This window comes from Xylophilus sp. (assembly GCA_009914555.1).
Classification (GTDB): Bacteria; Pseudomonadota; Gammaproteobacteria; order Burkholderiales; family Burkholderiaceae_C; genus WNDY01.
Map to the genome: position 1 here is coordinate 1 of WNDY01000065.1, position 21288 is coordinate 21288.

Genomic DNA, 21288 nt, shown 5'->3' on the forward strand with positions numbered 1-21288 from the left:
AGCAGGCGATCTACACGCCCATCAACAGCGGCCACTTCGGCCTGGCCTACGAGGCCTACACGCACTTCACCAGTCCGATCCGGCGCTACCCCGACCTGCTGGTGCACCGCGTGATCAAGGCCATCCTGGGCGGCACCCGGTACCAGCTGCCGAGCCTGCCGACGCCAGGCGAAGCCCATGCCAAGCTGGCCAAGCGGCTCGCCTCGCGCGTGGCGCCGCCCAAGGCCGAGCCCGGGCGCAAGCCGTCACCCGCGGCGCAGAAGGAGACCGCCGCGTGGCAGGCCGCCGGGCTGCATTGCAGCGCCAACGAGCGCCGTGCCGACGAGGCCAGCCGCGATGTCGAGGCCTGGCTCAAGTGCCGCTACATGCGCGAGCATCTCGGCGAAGAGTTCAGCGGCGTGGTCAGCGCGGCGACCACCTTCGGCATCTTCGTCACGCTCGACGCGATGTACGTCGAGGGCCTGGTGCACATCACCGAGCTCGGCGGCGAGTACTTCAAGTTCGACGAGGCGCGGCAGGAACTGCGCGGCGAGCGCACCGGCATCCGCTACGCCATCGGCACGCGCGTGCGGGTACAGGTGAGCCGCGTGGACCTGGACGGCCGGCGCATCGACTTCCGCCTGGTGCGCGATGGCGAGGACGCGATCGTGCGCGCGATGAAGGACAAGGGCGTCGTCCCGCACGAGGGCCGCGATGGTGCGCCGGGCAGGAGGGCCGCAGGCGGGAAACCGCCCAGGCGCGTGGCGGCGACCGAGCCGGGCGAGACCGCCCGCTCGCCGATCCAGGCGCTCCAGGCTGCGGTGAAAAAGGCGGCCCGCGGCGCGCGCAGCGATGCTAAGCCCAAGGGCCGCAAGCCGCGGCGCGGCTGAGTTTTCATTCTTCTCCGTGGCACGGTGGCTTCGGCCGCCGTGCGCGGTTTCACGGTGCATCCATGACGAACGACACGCTTTCCCCCTCACCATCCTCGGACCGCCGCCGTGTGGCCATCGTGACCGGCGCGGGCTCCGGCATTGGCCGCGCCGCGGCGCTGGCGCTGCTCGGCGACGGTTGGCACGTGGCGCTGGCGGGCCGCAGGGCCGAGCCGCTGCGGGCCGTGGCCGAAGCGTCCGGCGCGGTGGAGCGCACGCTGGCCGTGCCGACCGACGTGGCCGACGCCGTCGCGGTCGAGGCGCTGTTCGCGGCGGCCGTGGCCCGCTGGGGCCGCGTGGACCTGCTGTTCAACAACGCCGGCATCGGCGCGCCGGCCGTGCCGCTGGAGCAGCTCGACCTCCAGGCCTGGCGCAATGTGGTCGATACCAACCTCCATGGCATGTTCCACGGCATCCAGCAGGCCTTCCGCACCATGTCCACGCAGGTGCCCAAGGGCGGGCGCATCATCAACAACGGCTCGATCTCGGCCCATGCGCCGCGGCCGCATTCGATCGCCTACACCGCCACCAAGCATGCGGTGACCGGCCTGACCAAGGCGGCCGCGCTCGACGGCCGCCGCCACGACATCGCCGTGGGCCAGATCGACGTCGGCAACGCCGCCACCGAGATGACCGAGCGCATGACCACCGGAATCCTGCAGGCCTCGGGCGATAAGGTGGTCGAGCCGCGCATGGACGTGGCGGTGGTCGGCCAGTCGGTGCTCTACATGGCCAACCTGCCGCTCGAAGCCAACGTGCTGTTCCACACGGTGATGGCGACGAAGATGCCGTTCGTTGGGCGCGGTTGACTTCGAGGGGGTATGCCTTGCTGACGCGCGCAAGGCGGGCGCTAGAGAAGAGTTGACTGGGGTGTATGTGGCTCCAGGCCACGCAGGGCCAGCGCCTGCGCGGTGAGCGGGACGCCATCGGTCCAGCCATCCGCTGCCCGGCCGTGGGCGAAAACGCCCTGCCAGGCCGCGTTGCGCGCCGGCGCTCCGCCGGCCAGCAGCGCGCCGACGAGGCCCGCCAGCACATCGCCGGTGCCGGCGGTCGCCAGCCGGCCGTTGCCTGTCGGGTTCACCCACGGCGACTCCCCCTGCGTGGCGACGATGCTGCCCGAGCCCTTGAGCACGACGGTGCAGTCGAATCGCGACGCCAGGGCCTGCGCGGCGGCAAGGCGGTCGTCCTGGACTGCGGCGGCCGTCGTGGCGAGCAGGCGGGCCGCCTCCAGCGGATGGGGGGTCAGCACGGTCGGCCGGCCGGCGCCGCGGCGGGTCAGCAGTTCCTGAAGACGCGGGTCGCCGGCCACGGCATTGAGTGCGTCCGCGTCCAGCACCAGGCGTTTCGCTTCGGCCAGCAGGCGCGGCAGCTGCGCGGCCACGGCCCCGTCGCCGCCGCAGCCGCAGACCACGGTGAGCGCCGAGGCATCGATGGCCTGCGGATCGCGCAGCATCAGCTCGGGCGGCAGGCCGGGCGCCGGACGTGGGTCGAGCAGGGCGAGATAGACCCGGCCCGCGCCCGCATGCAGCGCGGCCGTGGCTGCGAGCACCGCGGCTCCCGCCATGCCCGGCGCACCGCCGACCACGGCCACGTCGCCGCGGCTGCCCTTGTGGCTGGCATGCAGGCGGTGCGCCTGCGGCGGCGGGCCGGCCAGCAGCGCGGTCGCGGGTTCGCCGGCCGGATCGACGGCCAGCCGGTCGAGCCAGACGGTGCCCGCGGCATCGCGGCCCTGGGCGGTGAACAGCCCGGGCTTCAGCGTGAGCAGCGTGAGCGTGTGGACCGGCTTGTCCGGCGCCGCCGGCGTGGCGAAGCCCGGCGCCAGGGTCCCGGTGTCCGCCAGCAGACCGGAGGGCAGGTCCACGCAGAGCAGCGGGCTGCCGCTGCCGCGCAGGGCCTGCAGCAGCGCCACGAGCCGCGGCGACGGCGCGCGGCCGGCCTGCGGTGAAAAACCGACGCCGAGCAGGGCGTCGATGCAGAGGTCGTCGGCCGACAGGTCCTGCGGCGCCGCGTCGGCGAAGGCCACGCCGGCATCCCGCGCGCGCTGCCAGGAACGCTGCGCATCGTCCGGCCCCTGGCCGGGCGTGCCGAGCCAGGTCGCGGTCACCGGCCGGCCGGCCGTATGCAGGTGGAAGGCGGCTTCAAGCCCGTCGCCGCCGTTGTTGCCGGTGCCGCAGGCGATCCAGATGCGCCGGGCATGCGGCGCCAGCGCCGTGGCGAGCCGTGCGGCGGCCAGGCCGGCGCGCTGCATCAGCGTGTGCGGCGGCAGCGCCGCGGCGGCGGCCTGCTCGATGCGGCGGGTAGCGTCCGCGCCGTGCAGTGGATGGAAGCGGTCGGGGTGGATGCGTTCGATCGGCGGTCGGATGGGCATCCGGCCGTTGTAGCAGATGGAGCGGAGCGTCGTCAGCCGAGCCGGCGCAGTGCGTAGGCGTCGGCGTCGATCTCGGGTGTGCGGCCGGCGATCTGGTCGGCCAGCAGGCGTGCGCTGCTGCAGGCCGTGGTCCAGCCGCTGCCGCCGTGGCCCAGGTTGAGCCAGAGGCCCGGCTGGTGGCCGGAACCGATGACCGGCACGCCGCCGGGCAGGGCAGGGCGCACGCCCTGCCATTCCTGCAGGCCGGCCGACAGCGTCGCTGCGCCGGGGAACCAGTCCTGCAGGGTCCGGTAGAGCCGGTTCAGCGCCTCGCGGCGCACTGTGTCGCCGACCCGACCCAGGTAGGAGGTGCCGGCCACGCGGATGCGCTGGCCGACACGCGATACCGAGATGCCGCTGGCCGCCTCGGTCACCGCGCTGCGCGGCGCGGCCAGCGGCTCGCGCACGGGTGCGTTGACCGCATGCCCGGTCACCGCAGCCAGCGGCAGGCGCAGGCCGAGGGGGCGCAGCAGCAGGCCGGCGGCGGCGCCGGCGCAGACGACGACGGCATCGAAGGACCGCGGTGCGGGATCGCCCGCGAGCTTCCATCCCGGCCGCGACGAAGGCGACAGCGCGGCGACCGTCGCGCCGAAGACGAACTCCGCGCCGCGCCGCTGCGCCTCGCTGCGCAGCAGCAGCGCGAACTGCCGGGTGTTGCCCAGGTCGTCGTCGGGAAAGTGCAGGGCGCCCTCCAGCGGCGGCTCGGTGCCGAGCGCGGGCTCGATGGCGCGGGCGGCCGCGGCATCCAGTGCGTGCACGCGTACGCCGGCGTCCAGCAGCCATTGCAGGCGCGGCTTCAGCCGCTCGCGCTCGGCCGGGGTGCGCAGCAGCAGCAGGTGGCCTTCGGCGCGGTCGTGCTCCAGTTCCAGCGCGGCGGTCAGCGTGCGCAGGCGGGCCTGGCCGTAGCCCGACAGCGCCAGCAGCCGGGCCTGGTGCTCCTGCCAGATGCCGGGCCGGCCAGCGCGGACCTGCTGCCGCACCCAGTCGAGGCCGCGGAGGCGCGGCCCGAGCCATTGCGGATCGCTGCGGCCGCGCAGTAGGCGCCACCATTGCCGGGTCGCGGATGCCGGCCCCGGGCCGATGGCCGCCCAGGCGGCCGTGGCGAGGCCCGCGCCGCTGAAGCTGCCCTCCTCGGCCACGGCGCCGCGGCGTTCGAACACAGTGACTTCGTGGCCGTCGGCGCTGAGCTCGTAGGCCGTGGCGACGCCGATGATGCCGGCGCCCACGATGGCGATCTTCATGGGGAGGAAAGGGGAGTGGAGGCAGCCGACGGCCGCGCACGACAGGCGCAAACGCTGGTTCAGAGGGGGCGCTATGCTATACTTGTCAGGCTTCGTGCGGTGTGTTTGTCGCTCGCGCGTCCTGCAAAAACAACGGGTGGTCGCCACCCGTTGTTTCTTCTTGCGGGGAACGCCGGCGCAGAGGGCACGAAAGCGAATCGCAAACCGGCTCCACCAAGGTGTTGCATCGTCCGCAGGCGCATTTGCTGTGTCTGCCGCGGCGGGCAAGTGCGGGGCCGGATTTCAGACCCAACCTTTGGAGAATTTCCATGTCGACCACCATGCGCGAACTGCTGGAAGCAGGCGTCCACTTCGGCCACCAGACCCGTTTCTGGAACCCCAAGATGGCCCCGTACATCTTCGGCAGCCGCAACAAGATCCACATCATCAACCTGGAGAAGTCGCTGCCGCTGCTCCAGGACGCTCAGAAGTACGCCCGGCAGCTGGCTGCCAACCGCGGCACCATCCTGTTCGTCGGCACCAAGCGTCAGGCCCGCGAGATCGTCGCCGGTGAGGCCGGGCGCGCTGGCGTCCCCTTTGTGAACCAGCGCTGGCTGGGCGGCATGCTGACCAACTTCAAGACGGTCAAGACCTCGATCAAGCGCCTGAAGGACCTCAAGGCCCAGCAGGAAGCCGGCCTCGAAGGCCTGTCCAAGAAGGAGCAGCTCACGTTCTCCCGCGAGATCGAGAAGCTTGAGAAGGACATCGGCGGCATCCAGGACCTGACGGCCCTGCCCGACGCCATCTTCATCATCGACGTGGGCTTCCACAAGATCGCCGTGGCCGAAGCCAAGAAGCTCGGCATCCCGCTGATCGGCGTGGTCGACACCAACCACTCGCCCGAAGGCATCGACTATGTGATCCCCGGCAACGACGACTCGGCCAAGGCCGTGGCGCTGTATGCCCGCTCGATCGCCGACGCCATCATCGAAGGCCGTGCGAACGTCGTGAACGACGTGGTCAAGGCCGCTTCGGGCGAGTCCGGCGACGAGTTCGTCGAAGTCGAGGAATCCGCTGCCTGAAGGCATGTGCCCGCCGCGCGAGCGTGCGATGAAAAGGGGCTCTGATGCCCCTTTTTTTTAGTCCCTGCAAGGAATGAATACGGAGAAACGACATGGCTGAAATCACCGCAAAACTGGTCGCCGAACTGCGCGCCAAGACCGATGCTCCCATGATGGAGTGCAAGAAGGCCCTGACCGAGGCCGGCGGCGACCTCGACAAGGCCGAGGAGCTGCTGCGCGTCAAGCTCGGCAACAAGGCCGGCAAGGCCGCCTCGCGCGTCACCGCCGAGGGTGTGGTGTCGAGCTTCGTCGACGGCAAGACCGGCGCCTTGGTCGAGGTCAACAGCGAGACCGACTTCGTCAGCAAGAACGACAGCTTCATCGCCCTGGCCAAGGCCGTGGCCGAGCTGGTCGCCCGGCACAACCCGGCCGACCTGGCCGCGCTGGCCGCGCTGCCCTACGAGCAGGACACGTTCGGCCCGACGCTCGAGGATGTGCGCAAGGGCCTGATCGGCAAGATCGGCGAGAACATCGTCGTGCGCCGCTTCAAGCGCTTCGATTCGGGCAACGACCTCGTGACCTACCTGCACGGCGGCCGCATCGGCGTCGTGGTCGAGTACGAGGGCGATGCCGTCGTCGCCAAGGACATCGCGCTGCATGTGGCGGCGTTGAAGCCGGTTGCGCTGGCCGCCGCCGAAGTGCCGGCCGAGCTGATCGAGAAGGAGCGCGCCGTGGCCGCCGGCAAGGCCGAGGAAGACCGCAAGGCCGCCGAGGCCGCCGGCAAGCCGGCCCAGTCGCCCGAGATCGTCGCCAAGCGCATCGAGGGCGGCGTGCAGAAATTCCTCAAGGAAGTGTCGCTCTTCAACCAGTCCTTCGTGAAGAACGACAAGCAGACCGTCGAGCAGGTGCTCAAGGCCGCGGGTACCACGGTCAAGGGCTTCTCGCTCTACGTCGTGGGCGAGGGCATCGAGAAGAAGGTCGACGACTTCGCAGCCGAAGTGGCGGCCCAGGTCGCCGCCGCCAAGGGGGCCGCCTGAGCCCACGGCCGGCGGGCTGCACCGCGGCGCGTCTTCCCTCGCGTCGGCTGCCGCCGCGGCCGGCATCCAAACCCACCAGGAGCATCCATCCATGACCGACGTCCAGCCAGCCCACAAGCGCATCCTGCTCAAGCTGTCCGGTGAAGCCCTCATGGGTGACGATCCTTTCGGCATCAACCGCGCGACCATCGTCCGCATGGTCGGCGAGATCGCCGAGGTCACGCGTCTGGGCGTGCAGGTGGCCGTCGTGATCGGCGGCGGCAACATCTTCCGCGGCGTGGCCGGCGGCGCGGTCGGCATGGACCGGGCCACGGCCGACTACATGGGCATGCTGGCCACCGTGATGAACGCGCTGGCGCTGGCCGACTCGATGGACAAGGCCGGCCTCACCGCCCGCGTGATGTCCGCCATCGCCATCGAGCAGGTGGTCGAGCCCTACGTGCGCCCGAAGGCCCTGCAGTACCTCGAAGAGGGCAAGGTCGTGGTGTTCGCCGCCGGCACCGGCAACCCGTTCTTCACGACCGACACGGCCGCCGCGCTGCGCGGCGCCGAGATCGGCGCGGAACTGGTGCTCAAGGCCACCAAGGTCGATGGCGTCTACACCGCCGACCCGTACAAGGACCCGGCCGCCACGCGCTACAGCCGCCTGACCTTCGACGAGGCGATGGCGCAGAATCTCGGCATCATGGACGCCACGGCCTTCGCGCTGTGCCGCGACCAGAACCTGCCGGTCAAGGTCTTCTCGATCGTCAAGCACGGCGCGCTCAGGCGCGTGGTGATGGGCGAGGACGAAGGCACCCTGGTTCACGCCTGAATCGGCCGCGGGGCGCCCAGGGTGCCCCCGCGCCATTGCAGGCCCGCTAGACAGAGGACAGCATGACGACGATCGCCGACATCAAGAAGAACGCCGAAGGCAGGATGGACCAGTCCATCGCGGCCTTCCAGAACAACCTCGCGAAGATCCGCACCGGCCGCGCCAACCCGGCGCTGCTGGACTCGGTGCAGGTCGAATACTACGGCTCGCAGGTGCCGCTGTCGCAGGTGGCCAACCTGTCGCTGCTCGACGCCCGTACGATCGGCGTGCAGCCCTGGGAAAAGGGCCTTTCCGCTAAGATCGAGAAGGCCATCCGCGACAGCGACCTGGGCCTGAACCCTGCGTCCGTGGGCGACCTGATCCGCGTGCCGCTGCCGCCGATGAGCGAGGAGCGCCGCAAGGAGCTGACCAGGCTCGTGCGCAGCGAAGGCGAGAACGCCAAGATCGCCGTGCGCAACCTGCGCCGCGACGCCAACGACGCGGTCAAGAAACTGGTCAAGGACAAGCTCGCCTCCGAGGACGACCAGAAGCGCGCCGAAGCCGACGTGCAGAAGGTGACCGACCGGCACGTGGCCACGATCGACAGCCTGGTGGCTGCGAAAGAGCAGGACATCCTGGCTGTCTGACCGTCGGCATGAGCATCCTGCGCTCCTCCCCGCCCGCGGCTGCCGGGCCCGCGGTGCCGGGCCATGTGGCCATCGTCATGGACGGCAACGGACGCTGGGCGTCCAGGCGCTTCCTGCCGCGCGTCGCAGGGCACCGCCAGGGCGTGGAATCCCTGCGGCACTGCGTGCATGCCTGCGCCGAGCGCGGCGTGCGCGTGCTGACGGTGTTCGCCTTCTCGTCCGAGAACTGGCAGCGGCCGGCCGACGAGGTCTCCGGACTCATGGATCTGCTGGTGCGCGCGCTGGCGCGCGAAGTGCCGCAGATGCACCGCGATGGCGTGCGGCTGCATTGCGTCGGTGATCGCAAGGCGCTGTCGGAGAAGGTCTGCAAGAGCCTGGCGCAGGCCGAGGCGATGACGGCCGGCAACACCCGGCTGGTGCTCAACATCTGCTTCAACTACGGCGGCCGCTGGGACATCGCCCAGGCCGCTGCGGCGCTGGCCGCGCGCGGCGAGCCGATCACCGAGACCAGCCTGCACGAGGCCATGGCCATGGCCCACGTGCCGGACCCGGACCTGCTGATCCGCACCGGCGGCGAGCAGCGCATCAGCAACTTTCTGCTGTGGCAGGCCGCATACTCCGAACTCTTCTTCAGCGACCGGCTGTGGCCGGACTTCGACGAGGCGGCACTCGACGAGGCGCTGGCCGCCTATGCCCGCCGCGAGCGTCGCTTCGGCAAGACATCGGCCCAGGTGCAGCCGCCGCAGCCGCAGTCGCGCGGCCCGGTGGTCGCCTGACATTTCCCCGCAAGGAGAGGCCTTCATGCTCAAGCAGCGCATCATCACTGCCCTCGTCCTGCTGGCCATCCTGCTGCCGGCGCTGTTCCATCCATCGCCTGCGCCGTTCGCGGCCGTCGTGCTGGTGCTGATCGCGGCGGCCGGCTGGGAGTGGGGGCGGCTCAACGGACTGGCCGGCGGCGGTGCGGTCGCGGCCGGGCTCATGGTGGCCGTCGCGAGCGCGGGGGCCTGGTGGGCCGGTTGGCCGTCGCAGCCGCTGCCGTGGCTGTGGGCTGCCGGCAGCGTGGTGTGGATTTTGGGGAGTATCATTCTGCTGAGTGCAGGTGTTGCCAGCTGGAGAAGTATACTCAAGGGGGTACGTTTGATCGCCGGTCTGGTGCTGCTGTGGCTGGCCTGGCTGGCCGTGGCCCATGCACGCACGCTGGGCGTGAACTTCCTGCTGTCCGTTCTGGCGCTGGTCTGGGCCGCCGATGTCTTCGCCTATTTCGCCGGCCGCAGGTTCGGCCTGCGCTTTACCCGCGACAAGCTCGCGCCTACGATCAGCCCCGGCAAGAGCTGGGAGGGCGCCTGGGGTGGCTTCATCGGCGTGGTCGTCGTGGCGCTGGTCTGGGTCGCGGCCGACCGCGCGCTGGGCGCCGCATCGCCGAGCTTCTACAGCCGCCTGGCCGGCCACGGCCCCTGGCTGCTGCTGCCGGGCCTGGCCGTGATGACGGCCCTCAGCGTGGCCGGCGACCTAGTCGAATCCCTCGTCAAGCGCAGCGCCGGCGCCAAGGACAGCAGTGCATTGCTGCCGGGCCACGGCGGCGTGCTCGACCGCGTCGACGCGCTGCTGCCCACGCTGCCGCTGGCGCTCGCATTGATCTCCTTCGCATGATCCAACGCCTCTCCATCCTCGGCTCGACCGGCTCCATCGGCACGAGCACGCTCGACGTCGTGGCGCGCCATCCCGGGCGCTACGAAGTCTTCGCGCTCAGCGCCGCCACGCAGGTGGATCTGCTGTTGTCGCAGTGCGCGCGCTTTTCGCCGCGCTATGCGGTGATGGCCAGCGCGCCGCATGCGAAGCAACTCGCCGGGCGGCTCCGGGCCGAGGGCCTGACCACCGAGGTGCTGCAGGATGCGGGCGCACTGGAGGCGATCGCATCCCATCCCGAAGTCGATGTCGTCATGGCCGCCATCGTCGGTGCGGCCGGTCTGGCGCCCTGTCTCGCCGCGGCGCGTGCCGGCAAGCGGTTGCTGCTCGCGAACAAGGAGGCCCTGGTCGTCGGCGGTGCGCTGTTCATGGACGCGGTCCGCACCGGCGGCGCTGCGCTGCTGCCGATCGACAGCGAGCATTCGGCCATCTTCCAGTGCCTGCCCGAGGACCGTGCCACCTGGCCGCAGCGCGTCGACAGCATCCTGCTGACCGCATCGGGCGGCCCGTTCCGTCAGCGCGACCCGGCCACGCTGGCTGCGATCACGCCGGACGAGGCCTGCGCGCATCCCAACTTCGCGATGGGCCGCAAGATCTCGGTCGACTCGGCCACGATGATGAACAAGGCACTCGAAGTGATCGAGGCGCGCTGGCTGTTCGACCTCGCGCCCGAGCAGATCCGCGTGGTGATCCATCCGCAGCAGATCGTGCATTCGATGGTGCAGTTCAACGACGCGTCCATCCTCGCGCAACTGGGCACGCCCGACATGCGCGTGCCCATTGCCTGCGGCCTGGCCTGGCCGGAGCGCATCGAGAGCGGCGCGGCGCGGCTCGACTTCTCCACGCTGGCGGCGCTCACCTTCGAGGAGGCCGATGCCGTGCGCTTCCCCGGCCTGCACCTGTCATGGCAGGCCCTGCGCGCCACGCGCGGAACCACCACCGTGCTCAACGCCTCCAACGAGATCGCGGTCGAGGCCTTTCTGGCGCGGCGCCTGCGCTTCGACCACATCCATGCCGTGAACCTTGCCACCCTCGACGCCGTATCGCCCGAAGCGCCCGATTCGCTCGAAGGCCTGCTGGCGACCGACGCGCAGGCGCGCGCGGCTGCGGCTTGCGCGGTGCGGCGGCTGGCGGCCTGACCTGGGCCGCCAGACCGTGTTCGCGCCCACGAGAACACCGAAGGATCCCTACGCATGCTCACCGTCATCGCCTTCGTCGCCGCACTGGCCCTGCTCATCGCTGTGCATGAATATGGTCACTACCGTGTAGCCGTCGCATGCGGCGTGAAGGTGCTGCGCTTCTCGATCGGGTTCGGCCGGACGCTGTGGCGCTGGCAGCCCAAGGGCTCGCCGACCCAGTTCGCCATCAGTGCGATTCCGCTCGGCGGCTACGTGAAGATGCTCGACGAGCGCGAGGCCCCGGTCGGCCCCGAGGAGCGGCACCTCGCCTTCAACACCCAGCCGCTGCGCTCGCGCGCGGCCATCGTGGCGGCCGGCCCGTTCGCCAACCTGCTGCTGGCCGTGCTGCTCTATGCCGCGGTCGGCTGGATCGGCGTGGAAGAGCCGCAGCCGTATCTGTCCAGCCCCGTGCCGGGCTCGCTGGCGCAGGGTGCGGGCCTGCGTGGCGGCGAATTGGTGCAGAGCACGGCGATCGCCGGCGAAGAGCCCGAGCCGGTACGGTCGTTCGAGGACCTGCGCTGGGCCCTGACGCAGAGCGCGCTCAACGGCCAAGACCTGCGCCTCACGGTGCAGCCCGAGCCCGGTGCGCCGAGCCGCGACGTCGTGCTGCCGCTGGGCGGGCTGCAGGCGGCGGAGGTCGACGCCGCCCTGGCCCGGCGCATCGGCATCATCGGCCCATTCACCCGGCCGGTGATCGGCGAGGTCATGGCCGACGGCGCGGCGGCGCGCGCGGGGCTGCGTCAAGGCGACCTGGTGCAGAGCATCGGCGGGCGGGCCATCGTGGACAGCACCCAGCTGCGCGAGGCGATCCGGGCCTCGGTGCAGCCCGACGGCCGGCCGCTGGCCCAGGCCTGGAGCGTGGAGCGTGACGGCCGCATCCTCACACTGCAGGTCGAACCTGCCGTGCAGCGCGAAGGCGGCCGCAGCGTGGGCCGCATCTCCGCCTACGTCGGCGCGCCGCCGGAGCGCGTGCTGGTGCGCCGCGGCCCGCTCGAAGGCCTGTGGGGCGGCGTGGTCCGCACCTGGGAAGTGTCGTCGCTCACGCTGCGCATGATGGGCCGCATGGTCATCGGCGAGGCCTCGGTGCGCAACCTCAGCGGGCCGCTCACGATTGCCGATTACGCCGGAAAATCGGCGAGTCTTGGGCTGACTCAATACTTGGTGTTTCTGGCGCTCATCAGCGTGAGCCTCGGTGTACTGAACCTGCTGCCGCTGCCCGTCCTCGATGGCGGACACCTGATGTATTATCTTTGGGAGGCGGTGACCGGCCGCGGCGTTTCCGACGTCTGGCTGGAGCGTCTGCAGCGCGGCGGCTTGGCAGTCCTGCTGCTCATGATGTTCATCGCGCTGTTCAACGACGTCACCCGACTCTTTGGTTAATCATCGCCGCGCGCTGCCGGCCCCGCTCCGCTTCATGAAAAAACACATCCAACGCTTCGGCGTGCGTACGGTTGCCTCGGTCGCAGCCCTGCTTTTCGCCGGCAATGCCGCCTGGGCGCTCGATCCTTTCACTGTCCGGGACATCCGTGTCGAGGGGCTGCAGCGGGTGGAGCCCGGCACCATCTTCGCATCGCTGCCCCTGCGCGTGGGCGACAGCTACAACGACGAGAAGGGCGCAGCTGCGATCCGCGCCCTGTTCGCGCTGGGGCTGTTCAAGGACGTGCGCCTCGAAGCCCAGGGCAATGTGCTCGTAGTGATCGTCGAGGAACGCCCGACCGTCGCCGGCGTCGATTTCGCCGGCACCAAGGAGTTCGACAAGGACACGCTCAAGAAGGCCATGCGCGACGTCGGCCTGGCCGAGGGCCGCCCGTTCGACAGCGCCCTGGCCGACCGCGCCGAGCAGGAGTTGAAGCGCCAGTACATCAACAAGAGCCTCTACGGCGCGGACGTCGTCACCACCGTCACCCCGGTGGAGCGCAACCGGGTCAACATCACCTTCACCGTGACCGAAGGCGAGCCGGCCAAGATCAAGGACATCCGCATCGTCGGCAACACCGCGTTCAGCGAATCTACCTTGAAAGGCCTGTTCGACCTGGACACCGGCGGCTGGCTGTCGTGGTACACCAAGTCCGACCGCTATTCGCGCGCCAAGCTCAATGCCGACCTGGAGACGCTGCGCTCCTACTATCTCGCGCGCGGCTACCTTGAGTTCCGCGTCGATTCCACGCAGGTCGCGATCTCGCCGGACAAGCAGGACATCACGATCACGGTCAACGTGACCGAGGGCCAGCGCTACGTGGTCTCCGGCGTGCGTCTGGAGGGCAACTACCTCGACAAGGAAGAAGAGTTCAAGTCGCTCATCACCATCCAGCCTGGCGAGCCCTACAACGCCGACCAGGTCGCCCAGACCACCAAGGCCTTCACCGACTACTTCGCCAACTTCGGCTTTGCGTTCGCGCGCGTCGAGGCCCGCCCCGAGATCGACCGCGTCAACAACCGCGTGTCGTTCGTGCTGCAGGCCGACCCGTCGCGGCGCGCCTACGTGCGCCGTATCACGGTCAGCGGCAACAACCGCACGCGCGACGAAGTGATCCGCCGCGAGTTCCGCCAGTTCGAATCGGCCTGGTACGACGGCGACAAGATCAAGCTCTCGCGCGACCGCGTGGACCGCCTGGGCTACTTCAGCGAGGTCAAGGTCGAGACGCAGGAAGTCCCGGGCTCGCCCGACCAGGTCGACCTGCTGGTCAACGTGACCGAGAAGGCCACCGGCAGCCTGCAGCTCGGCGCCGGCTTCTCCAGCGCCGAGAAGGTGTCGCTGTCGTTCTCGATCAAGCAGGAGAACGTGTTCGGCTCGGGCAACTACCTCGGCCTCGAAGTCAACACCAGCAGGTACAACCGCGTGATCGTGCTGTCGACCACCAACCCGTACTTCACGACCGACGGTATCTCGCGCACGATCGACCTCTACACCCGCTCCTCGAGCCCCTACCAGGACCAGGGCGGCAACTACCGGCTCGTGACCTCGGGCGCCAGCGTGCGCTTCGGCGTGCCGTTCAGCGAGACCGACACGGTCTTCTTCGGCATCGGCGGCGAGGTGACCACCATCAAGGCCGGCACCAACATCCCCGCGGCTTACCTGGCCTATGCCACCAAGTACGGCGAGACCAGCACCGGCCTGCCGCTGACCATCGGCTGGTCGCGCGACGACCGCGACAGCGCGCTGGTGCCCAACAAGGGCCGCTACCAGCGCCTGAACTCCGAATGGTCGGTGGCCGGCGACGCGCGCTACGTGCGGACCAACTACCAGTTCCAGCAGTACATCCCGCTCAACAAGCAGTACACGCTGGCCTTCAACGCCGAGGGCGGCTGGGGCAAGGGCCTGAACGGCCAGGCCTTCCCGGTGTTCAAGAACTTCTACTCGGGCGGCCTGGGCTCGGTGCGCGGCTTCGACCAGGGTACCCTCGGTCCGCGCGACGTGACCGGTTCGTCCATCGGCGGCGCCAAGAAGCTCACGCTCAACGCCGAGGCGATCGCGCCGTTCCCCGGCGCCGGCAACGACCGCACGCTGCGCATTTTCGGCTTCTGGGACATCGGCAACGTCTACGGCGAAAACGAGAAGGTCGAGTTAAGCCAGCTGCGGTCGTCGGTCGGCCTGGGCCTGAGCTGGATCTCGCCGGTGGGCCCGCTGCGCATCGCCATCGCCAACCCGGTCCGCAAGTTCCCGGGCGATAGAATCCAGAAATTGCACTTCCAGATCGGAACGTCCTTCTAATGAAATCCTTTTCCCGTCACTTCGCGCTGGCCATGCTGGCCGGCTCGTTTGCTGTCGCAGCCCCCGTCGCGGCGCACGCGGAAGAATTCCGCGCCGGCTTCGTGAACACCGATCGCATCTTCCGCGAGGCCAACGCGGCCCGTGCCGCGCAGGCCAAGCTCGAGCAGGAGTTCTCGCGCCGCGAGAAAGACCTCGTCGACCAGGGCAACCAGCTCAAGGCCGCTTCCGACAAGTTCGAGCGCGAAGGCCCGACGCTGCCGGAAAGCCAGCGTGCCGCGCGCCAGAAGCAGCTGGTCGAGCAGGACCGCGACTTCCAGCGCAAGCGCCGCGAGTTCCAGGAGGACCTGAACTCGCGCAAAAACGAGGAACTCCAGCAGGTGCTCGAACGCGCGAACCGCGTGGTCAAGCAGGTGGCCGAGCAGGAGAAGTACGACGTCATCCTCCAGGAAGCCGTCTACATCAACCCCAAGCACGACATCACCGACAAGGTGCTCAAGGCGCTCAACGGCGCAACGGGCGGCGGCTCGGCAGCGCCTGCCGGCAAGTGATGGCCATGCAGGTGCCGGCTCGCCGGCGCCGGGCAGCAGCCGCATGACGACGACGCTCCGGCTCGGAGACATCGTCGCGGCGCTCGGCGGTGAACTGCACGGCGACGCGGCGACCGAGATCGGCGGCATCGCGCCGCTGGATTCCGCGGGGCCCGATGCGCTGAGCTTCCTCAGCAACCCGCGCTACCAGTCGCAACTGGCCGCCTCCCGGGCGGCCTGTGTCATTGTGGCCCCGGCGATGGAGGAGGCCGCGCGCGCGCGCGGGGCCTGCATCGTCGCCGCGCAGCCGTATGTGTACTTCGCGCAGGCCACCCAGCTCTGGAAGCGCCGGCTGCCGCCGGCCTCGCCCGCGGGCGTGCATCCGAGCGCGGTGGTCGATCCCACCGCCGCCGTCGATCCGAGCGCGTCGATCGGCCCGCTCTGCGTGGTCGGCCGGGGCGTGCGCATCGGCGCGGGCACCGTGCTGACGTCGCGCGTGACGGTGGGCGAGGGCTCCTCCATCGGCGCGCGCTGCATTCTGCATCCGGGCGCGGTGATCGGGGCCGACGGCTTCGGCTTCGCGCCGCAGGACGGCGCTTGGATCAAGATCGAGCAGCTGGGCGGCGTGCGCATCGGCGACGACGTGGAGGTCGGCGCCAACAGCTGCATCGACCGCGGCGCGCTGGCCGATACCGTCGTCGAGGACGGCGTGAAGATCGACAACCTCGTGCAGATCGGCCACAACGTGCACATCGGCCGCCACACGATCATGGCCGGCTGCTCGGCCGTGGCCGGCAGCGCCGTCATCGGCGCGCACTGCAGCATCGGCGGCGCCGCGCGCATCCTGGGCCACCTGAGCCTGGCCGACGGGGTCCAGGTTTCCGTGGCCACCGTCGTGACCCGGTCCATCCGCCAGCCCGGCCTCTACAGCGGCATCTTCCCCGCCGACGACAATGCCAAGTGGGAAAAGAACGCAGCCACGCTCAAGCAGCTGCACACGCTGCGCGACCGCATCAAGGCGCTGGAAGCCCGACTGCCTGGCTGACGCCGCGCGGCGGCCGGCATGCAGCGAGCGCGGCTGCCGCCCTATCGACCGAGACCGACGAAAATGACCGACGACAGCAAGAACACGGATATCAAGACCATGGATATCTATGGGATCCTGAAACAACTGCCCCACCGCTATCCGTTCCTGCTGGTGGACCGCGTGGTGGAGCTGGAGACGGGCAAGCGCATCAAGGCGATCAAGAACGTCACGGTCAACGAGCCGTTCTTCCAGGGCCATTTCCCGGCGCGCCCGATCATGCCCGGCGTGCTGATCCTTGAAGCCATGGCCCAGGCGGCCGGCCTGCTGGCCTTCGACGCGATGGGGCAGGCGCCCGACGCGACGCAGGTGTACTACTTCGCCGGCATCGACGGCGCACGGTTCAAGCGGCCGGTGGAGCCGGGCGACCAGCTGGTGATCGAGGTGCTGATCGACCGTGTGCGGGCCGGCATCTACAAGTTCAAGGCCGTCGCCAAGGTCGGCAGCGAGGTCGCCGTCGAGGCCGACCTGATGTGCACCATGCGCAGCGTCGGCTGAACCGGCGAGCCAGGAGGACGCCGTGAGCAGCAGCCCCCCAGCCGTGCCTGCAGCCGTTTCGGTCCATCCGAGCGCCATCGTCGATCCGCTGGCCGTGCTCGGCGAGGGCGTCGCCATCGGCCCGTTCACCGTGGTCGGCCCGCACGTGAGGATCGGTGCCGGCACCCGCGTGGGCCCGCACTGCGTCATCGAGGGCCGCACCACCATCGGCCGCGACAACCGCATCTTCCAGTTCAACTCGATCGGCGCCGTCCCGCAGGACAAGAAGTACGCCGGCGAGCCGACCGAGCTGGTCATCGGCGACCGCAACACGATCCGCGAGTTCTGCACCTTCAACCTCGGCGTGCCGGGCGCGGGCGGCCTCACCACGGTGGGCGACGACAACTGGATCATGGCCTACACCCACATCGCGCACGACTGCCACGTGGGCAACCGCACGACGCTGGCCAACAACACCACGCTGGCCGGCCACGTGCACCTGGGCGACTGGGTGACGGTCGGCGGGCTCACCGGCATCCACCAGTTCGTCAAGATCGGCGCGCATGCGATGGTCGGCTTCGCCAGCGCGGTGACGCAGGACGTGCCGCCGTTCATGCTGGCCGACGGCAATCCGCTGGCGGTGCGCGGCCTGAACCTCGTGGGCCTGCGCCGCCGCGGCTTCTCGCCGGAGCGCATTGCCGCGGTCAAGCGGATGCACCGGCTGCTCTACCGCCAGGGCCTCACGCTGGAGAAAGCGCGCGAAGGCATCGCCGCGCTGGCGTCCGAGGTGCCCGAAGCGGCCGCGGACGTGGCGCTGCTGGAACGCTTTCTTTCCGAATCTGAGCGGGGTATAGCCCGGTAGTGCGCATGGATCAGGCGGTAGCAGGGGGTACTCCCCCACGTTTTGCCTTGGTGGCCGGAGAGGCGTCGGGCGACCTGCTGGCCGGGCTGCTGCTCGACGGCGTGCGCGAGCGCTGGCCCGGGGCGGCCGCGGCCGGCATCGGCGGGCCGCAGATGCGCGCACGCGGCTTCGACAGCTGGTGGCCGCACGAGCGGCTGGCCGTGTTCGGCTATGCCGAGGCGCTGCGCCACTATGCCGGCATCGCGGCCATCCGCCGCCAGCTGCGCGACCGCCTGCTCGGCGCGGCCGACCGGCCCGACCTCTTCATCGGCGTCGATGCGCCGGACTTCAACTTCGGGCTGGAGAAGGCCCTGCGCGCCGGCGGCATCCGCACGGTGCACTTCGTCTGCCCGTCGATCTGGGCCTGGCGGCCCGGGCGCGTCGAGAAGATCCGCGCCGCGGCCGACCACGTGCTCTGCATCTTCCCGTTCGAGCCGGCGCTGCTGGCCCGGCACGGCATCGCCGCCACCTATGTCGGCCATCCGCTGGCCGCGGTGATCCCGCTGGAGCCGGACCGCGCTGCGGCGCGCCGGGCGCTCGGGCTGCAGGAGGAGGGCGAGATCGTCGCCCTCCTGCCGGGCAGCCGCCGCTCCGAGGTGAACTACCTGGCCGACCGCTTCTTCCAGGCCGCCGCCCGCATCCGCGCCGCGCGGCCGGGTGTGCAGTTCGTCGTGCCGACGTCCGCGGCGTTGCGCCCGCGCGTCGAGGCCGCGGCGCGTGCGGCCGGCCTGGGCGCGGAGCTGCGCATCCATGAAGGCCGCTCGCACCAGGTGCTGGCCGCCTGCAACACCACGCTGATCGCCAGCGGCACGGCCACGCTGGAGGCGGCCCTCTTCAAGCGGCCGATGGTGATCGCCTACAACATGCACTGGCTGTCGTGGCAGCTCATGCGCGGCAGGCAGCTGCAGCCCTGGGTCGGCCTGCCCAACATCCTCTGCGGCGACTTCGTCGTGCCCGAGCTGCTGCAGGACGCCGCCACGCCCGCGGCCCTGGCCGATGCCGTGCTGCGCCAGCTCTGCGCGCCGCCGTCCGAGACCGCCGCCCTCACGCAACGATTCACCGCGCTGCACCACGCGTTGCGGCGCGATACGCCCCGCCTTGCCGCCGATGCCATCGAAGAAGTCCTCCGCCGCCCGGCGGCCTGATCTGCAGTCCACGCTGGCCTGGGACATTCCCGGCCAGCTCACTGCCGGCGTGGACGAGGCCGGCCGCGGGCCGCTGGCCGGCCCGGTCGTGGCCGCCGCCGTCATCCTCGACGAGCTCCAGCCGATCGCCGGCCTGGCCGACTCCAAAAAGCTCACCGCGCTGCAGCGCGCGCGGCTCTACGACGAGATCCGAGCCAAGGCGCTGTGCTGCAGCATCGCCGAGGCCAGCGTCGAGGAGATCGACAGCGTCAACATACTCCAGGCTACCATGCTCGCCATGCGCCGGGCTGTCGCGGGCCTCAGGCTGGTACCCCACAAGGTATTGGTGGACGGCAACCGCCTGCCGGTGCTGGAGGTGCGGGCGGAGGCCGTCGTCGGCGGCGACGCGACCGTGGCCGCCATCTCGGCGGCGTCCATCCTGGCCAAGGTGCACCGCGACCGCTGGTGCGTGGCCCTCCATGCCGAATACCCGCAGTACGGCTTCGACGGGCACAAGGGCTACAGCACGGCCGCGCACCTGGCGGCGCTGCGCGTGCATGGCGCCTGCCCGCAGCACCGCCGGTCGTTCGCACCGGTGCGCATGGTGATCGAAGGCGGCCTCGTCGCGGTCGAGGCGCCTGCTGCGATGGGGGAACTGGTCGAATGACGGCAGCCCCGCAGCCGATCACCTCGCGCGACAACGCCTTCGTCAAGGACCTGCGCCGCCTGGCGCAGGACGGCACGGCCTACCGCCGGCATGGCCGCGTGTGGCTCGAAGGCGACCACCTCTGCGGCGCGCTGCTGGCCCGCGGCCGCCGGCCCGCGGTGGCGGTGTTCGCCGAGACGTTCTGGCCGCAGGCGCCCCAGGCCCTGCGCGAAGCCGCGCCGCGCACCGTGCTGCTGGCCGACAAGGTCATGGAAAGCGTGAGCGGCCTCGAATCGGCCGCGTCCGTCGGCTTCGTGCTCGACCTGGATGCGGCGGCTGCGCCGCTGCCGGGCGCGCCGGCCGTGGTGCTCGACCGGCTGCAGGACGCCGGCAACGTCGGCTCCATCCTGCGCAGCGCGTCCGCCTTCGGCTTCGCCCAGGTGCTGGCCCTGCGCGGCACGGCGGCGCTGTGGAGCCCGAAGGTGCTGCGCGCCGGCATGGGCGCGCACTTCGGCCTGCGGCTGGTCGAGGGGCTGGAGGCCGCATCGCTCGACGGCCTGGGCCTGCCGCTCGTGGCCACCAGCTCGCACGGCGGCGAATGGCTGCACCGCGCCGCGCTGCCCTGGCCCTGCGCCTGGCTGCTGGGCCACGAGGGGCGGGGCGTGCAGCCGGCGCTCGAAGCGAAGGCGGCCATGCGCATCCGCATCGCGCAGCCGGGGGGCGAGGAATCGCTCAACGTCGCGGCGGCCGCGGCGATCTGCCTGCATGCGAGCGCGGCGCAGGCCCCGGCGGCCGGATGACGGACCGGGCTGGCCGCCGGACGGGACGACGCCCTGGCGGCCAGCCGGGGCTGGATATTTCCCGCGGCAGCCGCATCTGCCGGGTTCCGCGGCGCAGGCCGCGCCACCCTTGCATCCCATGTCGCTGCGCCTGCTGACCTTCCTCACCACTCTTCTGCACTTCTACATCGGCCTGCGCCTCGTTCCGGCGCTCGCCGCCTGGCCGGCCGCCGGGCCGGCATTCGCCGTGCTGCTGCTGGTATCGGCCATCGCGCTGCCGATGCCCTTCCGGCACCGGTCCGGTGGGCGGCGCGCCGCCGGCCCGGTCTGGAGCTGGATCGGCCTGCTGGCCATGGGCTGGTTCTCATCGCTGTTCGTGCTGACGCTGCTGCGCGACCTGGGGCTGATCGCGGCCTGGGCCGGCGGCTGGCTCCAGGGCGGCGCCGTCGCGGCGGACAGCGCCGCGGCCGTGGTGCTGGCGGCCACGCTGGCCTCGCTGGCGGGCTTCTGGAACGCGCGCCGCACGGCGCGGGTCAAGCGCGTGGACGTGAAGCTGCCGGGCCTGCCCGCAGCGCTGCACGGCTTCACCATCGCGCAGCTCAGCGACCTGCATGTGGGGCCGACGATCCGCCGCGGCTACGTCGCGCGCATCGTCGCCCGGGTGAATGCGCTGGGCGCCGACGCGGTCGCGATCACCGGCGACCTGGTGGACGGCAGCGTGCCGGCGCTGCGCGAGCACATCGCGCCGCTGGCCGACCTGCGCGCCAAGCACGGCAGCTTCGCCGTGATCTTGCCCCCGTTTCACGGACACCCCTATAAGCGATTAACTATCGCAATAGGAGGTGGACGATGACCAAGAGCAAGGCAGGCAGAAAGGGGCAGGAGTTCAGCCTGGAGTTCAGGCAGCAGGCACTGTTGCGAGCGGCCACAGAAGGGGTAACCACGGTGGCTCGTGATCTGGGGTTGCAGCCTGCCCAGCTGTACAGTTGGCGCGCCCAGGCGCGGCGGCACGACCAGGACGATCAGGCACAACGCTTGGAGTTGGCCGAACATGCACGGCTCAAACGTGAAGTGGCGCGGCTGGAGGAGGAGAACGCTTTC

General features: G+C 70.5%; 22 protein-coding genes. 20 read left to right on the top strand and 2 right to left on the bottom strand.

Translation table 11 applies throughout. The features are described from left to right. Together GAK38_RS20195 and GAK38_RS20200 are read left to right on the top strand one after the other, a co-directional pair. Positions 1 to 869, top strand: an 869-nt coding sequence (locus GAK38_RS20195) for an RNB domain-containing ribonuclease (RefSeq protein ID WP_325346740.1), incomplete at its 5' end; no start/stop codon positions are given. A gap of 62 nt (positions 870 to 931) precedes the next feature. Beyond that, on the top strand, positions 932 to 1717 hold the full coding sequence (locus GAK38_RS20200) for an SDR family oxidoreductase (protein ID WP_325346741.1): 786 nt from the start codon (positions 932 to 934) through the stop codon (positions 1715 to 1717). A gap of 41 nt (positions 1718 to 1758) precedes the next feature. Here the strand turns inward: GAK38_RS20200 and GAK38_RS20205 are convergent, their stop codons facing one another. Together GAK38_RS20205 and GAK38_RS20210 are read right to left on the bottom strand one after the other, a co-directional pair. Further along, entirely contained in the window at positions 1759 to 3276 is a 1518-nt protein-coding gene (locus GAK38_RS20205; RefSeq protein ID WP_325346742.1) for an NAD(P)H-hydrate dehydratase, read from the bottom strand. Positions 3277 to 3308: 32 nt separating this feature from the next. After that, entirely contained in the window at positions 3309 to 4556 is a 1248-nt protein-coding gene (locus tag GAK38_RS20210) for an FAD-dependent oxidoreductase (RefSeq protein WP_325346743.1), read from the bottom strand. Between the two features lie 308 nt (positions 4557 to 4864). Here GAK38_RS20210 and rpsB point away from each other — a divergent pair, with 308 nt between their 5' ends. The 18 genes from rpsB to GAK38_RS20300 all read left to right on the top strand — a co-directional run. Beyond that, positions 4865 to 5617, top strand: coding sequence for a 30S ribosomal protein S2 (gene rpsB / locus GAK38_RS20215; RefSeq protein WP_325346744.1), 753 nt, complete (start codon positions 4865 to 4867; stop codon positions 5615 to 5617). 92 nt (positions 5618 to 5709) lie between these two features. Beyond that, complete coding sequence (gene tsf / locus GAK38_RS20220) at positions 5710 to 6633, top strand: translation elongation factor Ts (RefSeq protein WP_325346745.1); 924 nt, start codon at positions 5710 to 5712, stop codon at positions 6631 to 6633. Positions 6634 to 6724: 91 nt separating this feature from the next. Beyond that, the gene (gene pyrH, locus GAK38_RS20225; RefSeq protein WP_325346746.1) at positions 6725 to 7447 is read left to right on the top strand and encodes a UMP kinase; all 723 of its coding nucleotides are present in this window, start codon (positions 6725 to 6727) and stop codon (positions 7445 to 7447) included. A 62-nt stretch (positions 7448 to 7509) separates the two neighbouring features. Further along, positions 7510 to 8073: a ribosome recycling factor gene (gene frr, locus GAK38_RS20230; RefSeq protein ID WP_325346747.1), complete on the top strand. Its 564-nt coding sequence runs from the start codon at positions 7510 to 7512 to the stop codon at positions 8071 to 8073. A gap of 8 nt (positions 8074 to 8081) precedes the next feature. Then, a complete protein-coding gene (gene uppS / locus GAK38_RS20235) occupies positions 8082 to 8849 on the top strand; it encodes a polyprenyl diphosphate synthase (RefSeq protein ID WP_325346748.1) in 768 nt (255 codons plus the stop codon). Positions 8850 to 8874: 25 nt separating this feature from the next. Then, a complete protein-coding gene (locus GAK38_RS20240) occupies positions 8875 to 9723 on the top strand; it encodes a phosphatidate cytidylyltransferase (protein WP_325346749.1) in 849 nt (282 codons plus the stop codon). Then, a complete protein-coding gene (gene ispC / locus GAK38_RS20245) occupies positions 9720 to 10898 on the top strand; it encodes a 1-deoxy-D-xylulose-5-phosphate reductoisomerase (protein ID WP_325346750.1) in 1179 nt (392 codons plus the stop codon). The genes GAK38_RS20240 and ispC overlap by 4 nt, the downstream gene beginning before the upstream one ends. Positions 10899 to 10952: 54 nt before the next feature. Then, on the top strand, positions 10953 to 12317 hold the full coding sequence (gene rseP / locus GAK38_RS20250; protein WP_325346751.1) for an RIP metalloprotease RseP: 1365 nt from the start codon (positions 10953 to 10955) through the stop codon (positions 12315 to 12317). 34 nt (positions 12318 to 12351) lie between these two features. Then, a complete protein-coding gene (gene bamA, locus GAK38_RS20255; protein WP_325346752.1) occupies positions 12352 to 14649 on the top strand; it encodes an outer membrane protein assembly factor BamA in 2298 nt (765 codons plus the stop codon). Then, positions 14649 to 15197, top strand: a complete 549-nt coding sequence (locus tag GAK38_RS20260) for an OmpH family outer membrane protein (protein WP_325346753.1) — start codon at positions 14649 to 14651, stop codon at positions 15195 to 15197. Before bamA ends, GAK38_RS20260 begins: the two co-directional genes overlap by 1 nt. A 43-nt stretch (positions 15198 to 15240) precedes the next feature. After that, positions 15241 to 16221: a UDP-3-O-(3-hydroxymyristoyl)glucosamine N-acyltransferase gene (lpxD, locus tag GAK38_RS20265; protein ID WP_325346754.1), complete on the top strand. Its 981-nt coding sequence runs from the start codon at positions 15241 to 15243 to the stop codon at positions 16219 to 16221. 99 nt (positions 16222 to 16320) lie between these two features. After that, complete coding sequence (gene fabZ / locus GAK38_RS20270; RefSeq protein WP_325346758.1) at positions 16321 to 16758, top strand: 3-hydroxyacyl-ACP dehydratase FabZ; 438 nt, start codon at positions 16321 to 16323, stop codon at positions 16756 to 16758. A 43-nt stretch (positions 16759 to 16801) separates the two neighbouring features. Then, positions 16802 to 17599 (top strand): acyl-ACP--UDP-N-acetylglucosamine O-acyltransferase, encoded by a 798-nt coding sequence (lpxA, locus tag GAK38_RS20275; protein ID WP_325346759.1) that lies wholly within the window; start codon positions 16802 to 16804, stop codon positions 17597 to 17599. A gap of 5 nt (positions 17600 to 17604) precedes the next feature. Beyond that, entirely contained in the window at positions 17605 to 18783 is a 1179-nt protein-coding gene (gene lpxB, locus GAK38_RS20280) for a lipid-A-disaccharide synthase (protein ID WP_325346755.1), read from the top strand. Further along, positions 18746 to 19429, top strand: coding sequence for a ribonuclease HII (gene rnhB / locus GAK38_RS20285; RefSeq protein WP_325346756.1), 684 nt, complete (start codon positions 18746 to 18748; stop codon positions 19427 to 19429). Before lpxB ends, rnhB begins: the two co-directional genes overlap by 38 nt. After that, complete coding sequence (locus GAK38_RS20290) at positions 19426 to 20208, top strand: TrmH family RNA methyltransferase (protein ID WP_325346757.1); 783 nt, start codon at positions 19426 to 19428, stop codon at positions 20206 to 20208. Before rnhB ends, GAK38_RS20290 begins: the two co-directional genes overlap by 4 nt. 118 nt (positions 20209 to 20326) lie before the next feature. Then, positions 20327 to 21040 (top strand): hypothetical protein, encoded by a 714-nt coding sequence (locus GAK38_RS20295; protein ID WP_443089252.1) that lies wholly within the window; start codon positions 20327 to 20329, stop codon positions 21038 to 21040. Then, on the top strand, positions 21037 to 21288 hold a 252-nt coding region (locus tag GAK38_RS20300; protein WP_291781585.1), incomplete at its 3' end, for a transposase. The genes GAK38_RS20295 and GAK38_RS20300, both read left to right, overlap by 4 nt.

What these genes read in the sequence shown, in the direction of transcription:
- GAK38_RS20200 (WP_325346741.1), top strand. Translation starts at nt 932, where the DNA reads ATGACGAACGACACGCTTTCCCCCTCACCATCCTCGGACCGCCGCCGT.
- GAK38_RS20205 (WP_325346742.1), bottom strand. Translation starts at nt 3,276, where the DNA reads ATGCCCATCCGACCGCCGATCGAACGCATCCACCCCGACCGCTTCCAT.
- GAK38_RS20210 (WP_325346743.1), bottom strand. Translation starts at nt 4,556, where the DNA reads ATGAAGATCGCCATCGTGGGCGCCGGCATCATCGGCGTCGCCACGGCC.
- rpsB (WP_325346744.1), top strand. Translation starts at nt 4,865, where the DNA reads ATGTCGACCACCATGCGCGAACTGCTGGAAGCAGGCGTCCACTTCGGC.
- tsf (WP_325346745.1), top strand. Translation starts at nt 5,710, where the DNA reads ATGGCTGAAATCACCGCAAAACTGGTCGCCGAACTGCGCGCCAAGACC.
- pyrH (WP_325346746.1), top strand. Translation starts at nt 6,725, where the DNA reads ATGACCGACGTCCAGCCAGCCCACAAGCGCATCCTGCTCAAGCTGTCC.
- frr (WP_325346747.1), top strand. Translation starts at nt 7,510, where the DNA reads ATGACGACGATCGCCGACATCAAGAAGAACGCCGAAGGCAGGATGGAC.
- uppS (WP_325346748.1), top strand. Translation starts at nt 8,082, where the DNA reads ATGAGCATCCTGCGCTCCTCCCCGCCCGCGGCTGCCGGGCCCGCGGTG.
- GAK38_RS20240 (WP_325346749.1), top strand. Translation starts at nt 8,875, where the DNA reads ATGCTCAAGCAGCGCATCATCACTGCCCTCGTCCTGCTGGCCATCCTG.
- ispC (WP_325346750.1), top strand. Translation starts at nt 9,720, where the DNA reads ATGATCCAACGCCTCTCCATCCTCGGCTCGACCGGCTCCATCGGCACG.
- rseP (WP_325346751.1), top strand. Translation starts at nt 10,953, where the DNA reads ATGCTCACCGTCATCGCCTTCGTCGCCGCACTGGCCCTGCTCATCGCT.
- bamA (WP_325346752.1), top strand. Translation starts at nt 12,352, where the DNA reads ATGAAAAAACACATCCAACGCTTCGGCGTGCGTACGGTTGCCTCGGTC.
- GAK38_RS20260 (WP_325346753.1), top strand. Translation starts at nt 14,649, where the DNA reads ATGAAATCCTTTTCCCGTCACTTCGCGCTGGCCATGCTGGCCGGCTCG.
- lpxD (WP_325346754.1), top strand. Translation starts at nt 15,241, where the DNA reads ATGACGACGACGCTCCGGCTCGGAGACATCGTCGCGGCGCTCGGCGGT.
- fabZ (WP_325346758.1), top strand. Translation starts at nt 16,321, where the DNA reads ATGGATATCTATGGGATCCTGAAACAACTGCCCCACCGCTATCCGTTC.
- lpxB (WP_325346755.1), top strand. Translation starts at nt 17,605, where the DNA reads ATGGATCAGGCGGTAGCAGGGGGTACTCCCCCACGTTTTGCCTTGGTG.
- rnhB (WP_325346756.1), top strand. Translation starts at nt 18,746, where the DNA reads ATGCCATCGAAGAAGTCCTCCGCCGCCCGGCGGCCTGATCTGCAGTCC.
- GAK38_RS20290 (WP_325346757.1), top strand. Translation starts at nt 19,426, where the DNA reads ATGACGGCAGCCCCGCAGCCGATCACCTCGCGCGACAACGCCTTCGTC.
- GAK38_RS20295 (WP_443089252.1), top strand. Translation starts at nt 20,327, where the DNA reads ATGTCGCTGCGCCTGCTGACCTTCCTCACCACTCTTCTGCACTTCTAC.